The following is a 10,349-nucleotide window of genomic DNA, read 5'->3' as shown; positions in this document are numbered from 1 at the left end:
CACGGGGCCGGCCCGGGCGGCGGGCCGGGCGGGCGCCGGGGCCCGGCCGACGGCTGCCGGGGGCGGGCCGTGCGGGGCCGGGCCCGCGGCGCCGCGGCGGTTCCCTGTCGGACACTTCCGTCACCTGCCGGGGGTCGGGGTCGGGGCGGGCCGGGGGGTGGAGGCGGTGGTGCCGCGCGTATCCGTCGCGGTGAGCGCCTCGGGGGCGAGGACGAGGGGGGTGAACGCGGCGGGGGCGGGACCGGGCTCGCCCCTGACGGTGCCGTCGGGGCTCAGGAACACGGGGTTCCCGCCGGGCACCATGCCGAGCTCGCGGGCGCGGCGCTGGAGGGCCTCGGGTGCGGAGTAGGCGTCGATGTCCCGCTGGAGGGCCTGTTCCTCGTCGGTGAGGCTCTTCGTCTCCCGTTCCAGGTCGTCGAGTCTGAACGAGCCCTCGCTCAGGGCGGAGTTCAGCATCAGCAGTCCGATGAGGCCGCCGCCGAGGAGGACGACGACGAGGAGGACGAAGGGCGTGCGGGCGGCCTGGCTCCGGCCCGCGGGGAGGAGCCGGGCGAGCCGCGCCGCCCTCCCTTTCAGTTCGGGTCTCCTGCTCACTCACCCTCCCCTGGACGAGACCTCTGGGGACGTCACCCGACGTCCTGCCTGTACCGGAGCACCGAAGGGCTCACTCCGCGTCCTCTCTGATGCGCTGGGCCGCGCGCAGCCGTGCCGGTGCCGCCCGCCGGTTCTCGGCGATCTCCTCCTCGGTGGGAAGTTCGGCGCCGCGGGTGAGCAGCTTGAGCCGGGGCTCGTAGCGCTCGGGCACGACCGGCAGCCCGGGGGGCGCGGTGCTGGTGGCCCCGGCCGCGAAGACCTGCTTGACCAGCCGGTCCTCCAGGGAGTGGTACGACAGCACGACGATCCGCCCGCCCACGGCGAGCGCCTTGACGGCGGCCGGGACGGCCCGCTCCAGGACGGCGAGCTCGCCGTTGACCTCGATGCGCAGGGCCTGGAAGGTGCGCTTGGCCGGGTTGCCGCCGGTGCGCTTGGCGGCCTGCGGCAGCGCATCGCGGATCAGCTCCACCAGCCGCGCGCTGGTGGTGAACGGCTCCTTCTGCCGCTCGCGCACGATCGCCGCGACGATCCGCTTGGCCTGCTTCTCCTCGCCGTACGCCCGCAGGATCCGCACCAGCTCGCCCGGCGGGTAGGTGTTGAGGACCTCGGCGGCGCTGACGCCGGTCGTCTGGTCCATGCGCATGTCCAGCGGGGCGTCCTGGGCGTAGGCGAAGCCGCGGCCGGCCTCGTCGAGCTGCATGGAGGAGACGCCGAGGTCGAACAGGACGCCCTGCACGCGCGCGACGCCGAGCCTTGCCAGCACCTCGGGCAGTTCGTCGTACACGGCGTGCACCAGGGTGGCGCGTTCCCCGTACGGCGCGAGGCGCTCGCCGGACAGGCGCAGGGCCTCCTTGTCGCGGTCCAGGCCGATCAGGCGCACCCCGGGGAACCGGCCGAGCAGCGCCTCGCTGTGCCCGCCGAGGCCGAGCGTGCAGTCGACGACCACGGCGTCCGGCCCCTCCAGGGCGGGCGCCAGCAGGTCCAGGCACCGCTGGAGCATCACCGGGACGTGTCGACTCTGGCTCAAGGGGCCCTCTCAGATCCGGCGCCGGCGCACGCACCGCCGGTTCCCCGCCCTCCCCGGCCGACGCCGACGGACGCCCCGGCGAAGGGGAGGCCCGCCGGCGCCGGAAGCGTCAGCCGACCGGGAGCGGGAGGAGGCCGAGCCGTACGTACGCGCCGCGCACGTGGGGAGATCTCCGGGACATCGCCCAGGTCTCCGGGGAAATGCAGTCCAGCAGGGAGGTCCACGCCTCCCGCTTCGCGTCACTTTAGTCCACGGTGTCTCGCGGTCAATCAACCGGCCTGCGCGTCGCGGCGCCCCGCGCGCGGGAGAGCGGCCCGGCGCGGGGAACCGCGCCCACGGGCGCGCGCCCGGCCCCTGTGGGATGCCTCACAACAAGACTCGATGATGTTCTTTGTCCCCTTCCACAGCGGACCAGGGCCGGGGGTGACCAGTACCGTCATGAATATGTCGACTTCTGCATCCGTTCCCGCAGGCCCCGAGGCGCCTCACGGCACCGTCACCGACCGTCTCGTCGAGGCCAACGCCCGGTATGCCGCCTCGTTCACCGATCCCGGGATGGACGCCCGTCCCGTCCTCCAGGTCGCCGTCGTGGCCTGCATGGACGCCCGGCTGGACCTGCACGCCGCGCTCGGCCTGCAGCTCGGTGACTGTCACACCATCCGCAACGCCGGCGGCGTCGTCACCGACGACGTGATCCGCTCGCTCACCATCAGCCAGCGCAAGCTGGGCACGCGCAGCGTCGTCCTGATCCACCACACCGGCTGCGGCCTGGAGTCCCTCACCGAGGACTTCCGCTCCGAGCTGGAGATGGAGGTCGGCCAGCGCCCGGCGTGGGCGGTGGAGGCCTTCCGGGACGTCGACCAGGACGTACGGCAGTCGATGCGGCGGGTGCGCACCTCGCCGTTCCTGCTGCACACCGACGACGTGCGAGGATTCGTCTTCGACGTGAAGACCGGCCTGCTGCGGGAGGTCGACCCCGCCTGACCCGGCCGCCCGCCCCGGAACTCGCCCGCCGCCCAGGCGGGCGAAACACCGCAGGAGCCGACATGTCGCTGCCAGTTGTCCACAGGCGAGTGACACGAATCGGTAACGGCAGCAAGAATGCGGTGTGTGGCGTCGCGCGGAACTCTTCACGCGTGGTGTCCGTGTTTCGGGCGGGCCGGTCCGCAGCGCAGAAGCATCGGCCCGGACAGTTGGGGTGACCCCTGCTCTTCGGAGAGCGTGGGAAAGGGCCGAGGAGGGCCGGGTGACGACCTATGACGATCGAGCGAGCCTCACTGATCTGACCGCGGTGGTCGAGCGGGTGCGCGGTTCGGTGGAAGGCGTGATCGAGGGCAAGCCCGAGGTCGTACGGCTCTCGCTGACCGTGCTGCTCGCCGAGGGACACCTGCTGATCGAGGACGTCCCCGGAGTCGGCAAGACCATGCTCGCCAAGGCGCTGGCGCGGTCCATCGACTGTTCGGTGCGGCGCATCCAGTTCACGCCGGACCTGCTGCCGTCGGACATCACCGGCGTGTCCATCTGGGACCAGCAGCGCCGGGACTTCGAGTTCAAGCCGGGCGCCATCTTCGCGCAGGTGGTGATCGGCGACGAGATCAACCGCGCCTCGCCGAAGACCCAGTCCGCGCTGCTGGAGTCGATGGAGGAGCGCCAGGTCACCATCGACGGCAAGACCTACGAGCTGCCCAGCCCCTTCCTGGTGGTGGCGACGCAGAACCCGGTCGAGATGGAGGGCACCTACCCGCTGCCGGAGGCCCAGCGCGACCGCTTCATGGCCCGGGTCTCGGTCGGCTACCCCAGCCCCGAGGCCGAGCTGCGCATGCTGGACGTGCACGGCGGGATCTCCCCGCTGGAGGACCTGCAGCCGGTGGCGCACGCGCACGAGATCGTGAAACTGATCGAGGCCGTCCGCGGCGTCCACGTCGCCGAACCGGTGCGGCGCTACGCCGTGGACCTGGTCGCCGCCACGCGCACCCACCCCGACCTGAGACTGGGCGCCTCGCCGCGCGCCACGCTGCACCTGCTGCGCGCGGCGAAGGCGTCCGCCGCCCTCAGCGGCCGGGAGTACGTCCTGCCGGACGACGTCCAGGCCCTCGCCGTGCCCGTGCTGGCCCACCGCCTGCTGCCCACCGCCCAGGCCCAGCTGAACCGCCGTACCTCCGAGCAGGTCGTCCAGGAGATCCTGCAGCACACCCCGGTGCCCGCGGCGCCCGGGCGGCAGACCGGCCTCGGGCTGGGGCCCGGCGCGCCGGCCTACGGCCAGCAGCCGCCGCGGAGGCTGTGATGACCCCGGCGGGGACCGGTCCGGCCGAGGGCGACCGCAGCGGCCTGCGCACCGTCCTGGCCGGCCTGACCACCCGCGGACGCTCCTTCCTGGCCGCCGGCGTCGCGGCCGCGGTCTGCGCCTACGTGCTCGGGCAGAGCGACCTGCTGCGGGTCGGCCTGCTGCTGGCGGTGCTGCCGCTGGTGTGCGTGCTCGTGCTGTACCGCACGCGCTACCGGGTCGCGGGCAGCCGCCGGCTGTCCCCCGCGCGCGTGCCGGTCGGCGCCGAGGCCCGGGTGCAGCTGCGGATGGACAACGTCTCGCGGCTGCCCACGGGCCTGCTGATGCTCCAGGACCGGGTGCCGTACGTGCTCGGTCCGCGCCCCCGCTTCGTGCTCGACCGGATCGAGGCGGGCGGCCGCCGCGAGGTGTCCTACCGGGTGCGCTCGGACCTGCGCGGCCGCTATCCGCTGGGGCCGCTCCAGCTGCGCCTGACCGATCCGTTCGGGATGTGCGAGCTGACCCGGTCCTTCTCCTCGTACGACACCCTGACCGTGATCCCGCGCGTGGAGCCGCTGCCGCCGGTGCGGCTGAGCGGCGAGGCGCTGGGGTACGGCGACGGGCGGCAGCGCTCGCCGGCGCTGGCCGGCGAGGACGACGTGATCCCGCGCGGCTACCGCTACGGCGACGACCTGCGCCGGGTCCACTGGCGCTCCACCGCCCGCCACGGCGAGCTGATGGTGCGCCGCGAGGAGCAGCCGCAGCGCGCCCGCTGCACGGTGCTGCTCGACACCCGGGGCATCGCCTTCGAGGGCGCGGGCCCCGACTCGGCCTTCGAGTGGGCGGTGTCGGGCGCGGCCTCCGTGCTGGTGCACATGCTGGAGAGGGGTTTCTCCGTACGGCTGCTCACCGACACCGGCAGTTCGGTGCCCGGCGAGGGCGCCGACGGGTTCGCGGGCGCGAGCCAGGAGGCGGCGGACGCGGCCGGGCTGATGATGGACACCCTCGCGGTGATCGACCACTCCGACGGCGCGGGGCTGTCCCGGGCCTACGACGTGCTGCGCGGCGGCACCGAAGGGCTGCTGGTGGCCTTCCTCGGCGACCTCGACGAGGAGCAGGCCGCGGTGGCGGCGAGGATGCGGCAGCGCAGCGGAGCCGCGGTCGCCTTCCTGCTGGACGGCGACGGCTGGGGGCGGGGACCGGGCGACGCGTCCGGCCCGCCGGGCGGGAGCGGGGAGCGGCTGCGGATGCTGCGCGAGGCGGGCTGGACGGCCCTGAGCGTGCCGCGGGGCGCCTCGCTGGACGAACTGTGGCGCCGGGCGGACCGGGAGCGTACGGGCGTCGCCGCGGCGAGCGGTGGGGAGGGTGCGTCGTGAGCGGACGGATACGGCTGGCGCTGTGCGCGTGGGCGGCCACGCTGATGGCGGCGTGCGCGCTGCTGCCGCTGGTCGACCCGGACACGTGGATCCTGCAGGCCGCCCTCCTGCTGGGGGTGCAGACGGGCGTGGGCATGGCGGCCCGGCGGGTGCCGCTGGGCCGGTCGCTCACCGTGCTGGCGCAGCTGCTGGTCACGCTGGTGCTGCTGACGCTGGTCTTCGCCCGTGAGCATGCCTTCGCCGGGCTGATACCCGGGCCGGACGCCCTGCTGCACGTCGCCGACCTGTTGCGGCAGGGCGCGGACGACATCGCGCGGTACGCGATCCCGGCGCCGCTGTCGTCCGAGGGCATCCGGCTGATGCTGGTCGGCGGCGTCCTGCTGATCGGGCTGCTGGTGGACGTCCTCGCGGTGACCTTCCGCAGCGCGGCCCCGGCGGGGCTGCCGCTGCTCGCGCTGTACTCGGTGGCCGCGGGGCTGTCCGGCGGCGACACGGACTGGCTGTGGTTCCTGATCGCGGGGGCCGGTTACCTGATGCTGCTGCTGGCCGAGGGGCGGGAGCGGCTCTCGCAGTGGGGCCGGGTCTTCGGCGGGACACCGCGCGCCCCGGGCGGCGCGCCGGCCCCGGTCCGGACCGGGCGGCGCATCGGCGTGGTCACGCTGGGCATCGCCCTGCTGGTGCCGCTCGCCCTGCCCGCGCTGGACGGCGGCCTGCTGGACGGCACCGGCGCGGGGGTCGGCTCCGGCAGCGGAAGCGGCGGCACCATCTCCGCGGTCAACCCGCTGGTGTCGCTGCGCGACAGCCTGAACGTCGACGAGGACCGCCAGGTCCTGTCCCTGCAGACCAACACCAGCGACATCTCGGACCTGTACCTGCGGATCGTCTCCCTGGACGACTTCGACGGCGCCACCTGGAAACCGTCCAAGCGCAGCATCACGGCGGTGCCGGACGACCGGTTCCCGACGCCGGTCGGCCTCGGCCCGGACGTGCGGCGCGCGGAGATCCAGACCACGATCTCGGCCGCGGACTGGTACGCCCAGAGCTGGCTGCCGATGCCGTACCCGCCCAGCGACGTGGACATCCGGGGCAACTGGCGCTACGAACCCGTGGGCATGACCCTGGTCGGCGACCACGGCCAGAACACGCGCGGTGTGACGTACGACGTGAAGAGCCTGGACGTGCAGCCGACGGCGGACCAGCTGGCCTCGGCGCCGCAGCCGCCGACGGCCCTGAAGCGCGAGTTCACCGAGCTGCCGGACTCGCTGCCGGCGGTGGTGGCCCGCACCGCCCGCGAGATCACCGACGGCGCGACCGATCCCTACGACCAGGCGGTCAAGCTCCAGGACCACTTCGCCGTGACCGGCGGTTTCGAGTACGACACGCAGGTGCGGGTTGGCAGCGGATCCCAGGCGATAGCCCGGTTCCTCCGGGACAAGCAGGGCTTCTGCGTCCACTTCTCCTTCGCCATGGCGGCGATGGCCCGCTCGCTGGGCATACCGGCTCGGGTCGCGGTCGGCTTCGCGCCCGGTTCCCCGCAGGCGGACGGCTCGGTGTCGGTGGGGCTGCGGGACGCGCACGCCTGGCCGGAGCTGTACTTCGAGGGCGTGGGCTGGACCCGCTTCGAGCCGACCCCGAACCGCGGCTCGATGCCGTCGTACACGCTGGCGGACACGCCCGGCAGCGCGGTCCCGGACCCGGCCCGACCGTCGCAGTCGGCGTCGACGGCGCCCTCCGCCGCCCCTTCGGCGGACGAGAGCTGCACGGCGGAGCAGAAGAAGCTCCAGGGGTGCGCGAGCGAGTCCCCGCAGGCCGCCCTGGCCGCCGGCGGCGACGGCTCGAAGTGGTACACGACCCTGGCGTGGGTCCTCGGCGGGCTCGCCCTGGTGGCGCTTCCGCTGGCGCCGATGCTGTGGCGGCTGCGGACCCGGGCGGTACGGCTGGGGTCGTCCGGCCGGTCGGCGGCGGACGCGGCGCTGCGCACCCTGGCGGTCTGGCAGGAGCTGACCGACACGGCGTGGGACTTCGGGATCGCACCGGACGAGTCGCAGACCCCGCGCGGGGCGGCGGCGCGGATCGTCCGGCTCGGGCGTCTGGATCCGGCGGCCGCGGCGGCGGTGCACCGGGTGGCGGACGCCGTGGAGCAGGTCCTCTACGCGCCGCGCCCGCGGCCGGCGCCGGGGCTCACGGAGGAGGTCCGCCGGGTGACCGCCGGACTGCGGTCGGCGGCCTCCCGTCCGACGCGGCTGCGTGCGCGGTTCACCCCGCGTTCGACCGTGCGGGTGGTGTGGGCGGTGTCGGCCCGGTGGTCCCGGCTCCGGGAGCGCGCCCTGGCGGTCCGGCCGGCGCTGCGCAGGCCGTCGGGGCAGCGGGGGTGAGGCCGCCGGCGGTGCGCTGAGCCCGCTGGCGCGTGCCGGGTCCTGATCCGTGCCGGAGCCCCGGGCCGTCCGACGGCCCGGGGCTCCCTGGTGCGGGCCGCCGGATCGGGGCGCTGCCGGGCATGCGCGAGGGGGTGACCACCGGTCCGGTGGTCACCCCCTCGCGCATGTCTTCAGCTGTGTCCCGGTGAGCTGCGGCTCGACGGGCTAATGGCCCTGCTCGTCACGGCGCCGCTGCCAGCGCTCCTCGATGCGGTCCATCATGGAGCGTCGCTGCCGGCTCTGACGGCGGGTGTGCGGGGCGCCGGCGGGCTGCTCGCCCGGCTTGGGCGCCTTGCGCCAGCCCGTCACGGCGAGAACCGCGCAGCCGAGCATGACGAGGAAGCCCACCACGCTGAGCCACACCTGCTTGGCGACCATACCGGCCATGAGAAGCGCGATACCTACGAGGAAGCCCGCGACCGCCTGGTAGACCCGCCGCCGGGTGTACGTACGCAGCCCGCTTCCCTCAAGCGCCGACGCGAACTTGGGATCTTCGGCGTACAGCGCTCGCTCCATCTGCTCGAGCATGCGCTGCTCGTGCTCCGAGAGCGGCACGGAGTCCTCCTCATCGTGCAGTCGCCGGGGCGACCCGGGGGGTCTCTTCAGGATAGGCAGGGAATCGCCCCCGTGAAACCCGCCCCTCTGCGCCAATTGGCCAACCGGAATCCGTCATGGACGCTCCGGCTCGCTGACATCTCCATTCCCCAGCGGCCGACCCGTCATGCCGAGCGGTCTCCCTCGATCATACGGTGACAAGCCTCCGTTCGGGGGGCCTGTGGCGTACACCATCCGCCGCCGAGACGCTGATCAACGGCGTGTCCCACGAGGCGGCTCAGGTCCCGGCGGGCTCCTGCGTCTCACCGAGCACATGAAGCTGTGTGGCCACGGAATGGAAGGCGGGAAGCTCGGCCGCGGCCTCCTCCAGCTTCAGCAGGGCCTCCAGCGCTCCGGGCTCGGTGTCCACGAGCACACCGGGGACGAGGTCGGCGAAGACCCGCACCCCGTGCACGGCGGCGACCCTGAGGCCGGCGCCCTCGACCAGTTCCGTGAGCTGTTCGGCGGTGAAGCGGCGCGGCACGGGGTCGCCCGCGCCCCAGCGGCCGTCCGGGTCGCCGAGCGCCTGCCTCGCCTCCTTGAAGTGGCCGGCGAGGGCCCGTGCGAGCACGGCGCCGCCGAGGCCGGCGGCGAGCAGGCTCAGGACCCCCTCGGGGCGCAGGGCCGCCACCGCGTTGCGGAGGCCGTCGGCCGGGTCGTCCACGTACTCCAGGACGCCGTGGCACAGCACGGCGTCGTAGCCGCCGCGCTCGGCCACGTCGAAGAGGCCGTGGGCGTCCCCCTGGACGCCCCGCACGCGGTCGGCGACGCCGGCCTCGGCGGCGCGGCGCTCCAGGGCGAACAGCGCGTTGGGGCTGGGGTCGACGACGGTGACGCGGTGGCCGAGGCGGGCGACGGGCACCGCGAACTTGCCGCTGCCGCCCCCGGTGTCGAGGACGTCCAGCGCCCGACGTCCCGAGGCCTTGACCCGGTGGTCCAGGGCGTTCTGGAGGACCTCCCAGACCACGGCGGTGCGGAGGGAGGCGCGGGGGCGGGAGGGGTCGGAGCGCAGCGGCGTCGTCGGGGAGGGGTGGGGGGAGACGGGCGGGCGCATCGGGTCCGACACGGCAGTTGACTCCTCGGCGCGGCACCGCCTGTTGCACGGCGGAGCGAACGGGCTGCCTCCCCGGCCCGGGGTGCGGGGAGGGGAAGGCTTCAGGCGCCCTCCACCCTATTGCCTCCGGCGCCGGGCCTGGTCACTCCGGGTACCGCGCGGGCCCCCCCCCTGGGGCAGCGGGCCCGCCGGGGGCCGGCCGCCGCGGCGGGACGGGCTCGGCGGGACCTGCGCGGGGGGGCGGACCTCGCGGGTCCGCCGTCCGCGGCCACCGCGCGTCGTGCGCACTGCGGCCCCGGGCGCCGTGCGCGCCGTCGCCTCGCAGGCGCGTGCGTGCCGGGCAGCGCGGAGCGCGTGCGTGCCTCGGCTCCGCGCGGCCGGATCCCGGCGGACGGCTCCGCCGGGCGGGCTGCGGGGGATGCGTCCTGCGGCTGCCGCGCCGCGGCGGTCAGCCCGCGTCCGGCATGTCACGCCCCCGGTCGCCGCCCGCCGGCCGGTCCGCGTCGGGGTGTGTCTGCGGGAGGACCGGCTGGAGGACCAGCATCCGCTCCACGATGCGCAGGAACATCGACACGTCCCGTACCAGATCGTCGGCGTCCCGGTTGCTGGCCGCGTCCCGGATGCCCGCCTCGGCCCGGGCGCGGCGGGCGGCGCCCGAGGCGAACAGCGCGCTCCACTCGGTGAGCTCGGGCGCGATCTCGGGGAGCACGTCCCAGGCGCTCCTGATGCGGGCCCGGGCCCGGGGTGTGGACTCCGGGCGCCCCCGCGCGGCGAGCACGGCGGCGGCGGTGCGCAGGGCGGCGAGGTGGGCCGTGGCATAGCGCTCGTTCGGCGTCTCCAGCCCGGCGGCCTCGTCCAGTCCGGCGTGGGCCTGGGCGAGCAGGTCGAGGGCGGCGGGCGGGGCAGTGGCCCGGCGGAGCACGGGGTGCACGTCGTCGGCCGGTCCGGTCAGCGAGGGGGCAGGGCCGGAGGCGCGGCGCCGGCGGGCGGCGGCTGCGGACGAGTTGGCCATGACGAACCTCCT

The 10,349-nt window shown here is 75.0% G+C and carries 9 protein-coding genes; 4 read left to right on the top strand and 5 right to left on the bottom strand.

The window, feature by feature from the left end; translation table 11 throughout:
• Positions 1 to 120: 120 nt before the first annotated feature.
• Positions 121 to 594, bottom strand: coding sequence for a cell division protein FtsL (ftsL, locus tag ABD363_RS29435; RefSeq protein WP_344609033.1), 474 nt, complete (start codon positions 592 to 594; stop codon positions 121 to 123).
• 70 nt (positions 595 to 664) lie between these two features.
• A complete protein-coding gene (gene rsmH, locus ABD363_RS29430) occupies positions 665 to 1,621 on the bottom strand; it encodes a 16S rRNA (cytosine(1402)-N(4))-methyltransferase RsmH (RefSeq protein ID WP_344609031.1) in 957 nt (318 codons plus the stop codon).
• A 381-nt stretch (positions 1,622 to 2,002) separates the two neighbouring features.
• On the opposite strand from rsmH, the gene ABD363_RS29425 reads away from it, so the two are divergent.
• From ABD363_RS29425 to ABD363_RS29410, 4 genes are all read left to right on the top strand, one after another.
• Positions 2,003 to 2,605: a beta-class carbonic anhydrase gene (locus ABD363_RS29425; protein ID WP_344609029.1), complete on the top strand. Its 603-nt coding sequence runs from the start codon at positions 2,003 to 2,005 to the stop codon at positions 2,603 to 2,605.
• 262 nt (positions 2,606 to 2,867) lie between these two features.
• A complete protein-coding gene (locus tag ABD363_RS29420; RefSeq protein ID WP_344609027.1) occupies positions 2,868 to 3,905 on the top strand; it encodes an AAA family ATPase in 1,038 nt (345 codons plus the stop codon).
• On the top strand, positions 3,905 to 5,260 hold the full coding sequence (locus tag ABD363_RS29415) for a DUF58 domain-containing protein (protein ID WP_344609025.1): 1,356 nt from the start codon (positions 3,905 to 3,907) through the stop codon (positions 5,258 to 5,260). The genes ABD363_RS29420 and ABD363_RS29415 overlap by 1 nt, the downstream gene beginning before the upstream one ends.
• Positions 5,257 to 7,635 (top strand): transglutaminase TgpA family protein, encoded by a 2,379-nt coding sequence (locus ABD363_RS29410; RefSeq protein WP_425578037.1) that lies wholly within the window; start codon positions 5,257 to 5,259, stop codon positions 7,633 to 7,635. The genes ABD363_RS29415 and ABD363_RS29410 overlap by 4 nt, the downstream gene beginning before the upstream one ends.
• A gap of 207 nt (positions 7,636 to 7,842) precedes the next feature.
• Here the strand turns inward: ABD363_RS29410 and ABD363_RS29405 are convergent, their stop codons facing one another.
• The 3 genes from ABD363_RS29405 to ABD363_RS29395 all read right to left on the bottom strand — a co-directional run bounded on the left by ABD363_RS29405 (position 7,843) and on the right by ABD363_RS29395 (position 10,337).
• Positions 7,843 to 8,232, bottom strand: a complete 390-nt coding sequence (locus ABD363_RS29405; protein ID WP_344609023.1) for a DUF3040 domain-containing protein — start codon at positions 8,230 to 8,232, stop codon at positions 7,843 to 7,845.
• Positions 8,233 to 8,509: 277 nt separating this feature from the next.
• Positions 8,510 to 9,337: a methyltransferase gene (locus ABD363_RS29400; protein WP_344609021.1), complete on the bottom strand. Its 828-nt coding sequence runs from the start codon at positions 9,335 to 9,337 to the stop codon at positions 8,510 to 8,512.
• Positions 9,338 to 9,773: 436 nt separating this feature from the next.
• Entirely contained in the window at positions 9,774 to 10,337 is a 564-nt protein-coding gene (locus ABD363_RS29395) for an SAV_6107 family HEPN domain-containing protein (protein WP_344609019.1), read from the bottom strand.
• Between the last annotated feature and the right edge of the window lie 12 nt (positions 10,338 to 10,349).

Origin of the sequence: Streptomyces glaucus (assembly GCF_039533365.1) — a bacterium.
Taxonomy (GTDB): Bacteria; Actinomycetota; Actinomycetes; order Streptomycetales; family Streptomycetaceae; genus Streptomyces; species Streptomyces glaucus.
The sequence above is the reverse complement of the archived record's forward strand: the minus strand, read 5'-3'. Positions and strand labels throughout refer to the sequence as shown.

What these genes read in the sequence shown, in the direction of transcription:
- ABD363_RS29425 (WP_344609029.1), top strand. Translation starts at nt 2,003, where the DNA reads ATGATGTTCTTTGTCCCCTTCCACAGCGGACCAGGGCCGGGGGTGACC.
- ABD363_RS29415 (WP_344609025.1), top strand. Translation starts at nt 3,905, where the DNA reads ATGACCCCGGCGGGGACCGGTCCGGCCGAGGGCGACCGCAGCGGCCTG.
- ABD363_RS29395 (WP_344609019.1), bottom strand. Translation starts at nt 10,337, where the DNA reads ATGGCCAACTCGTCCGCAGCCGCCGCCCGCCGGCGCCGCGCCTCCGGC.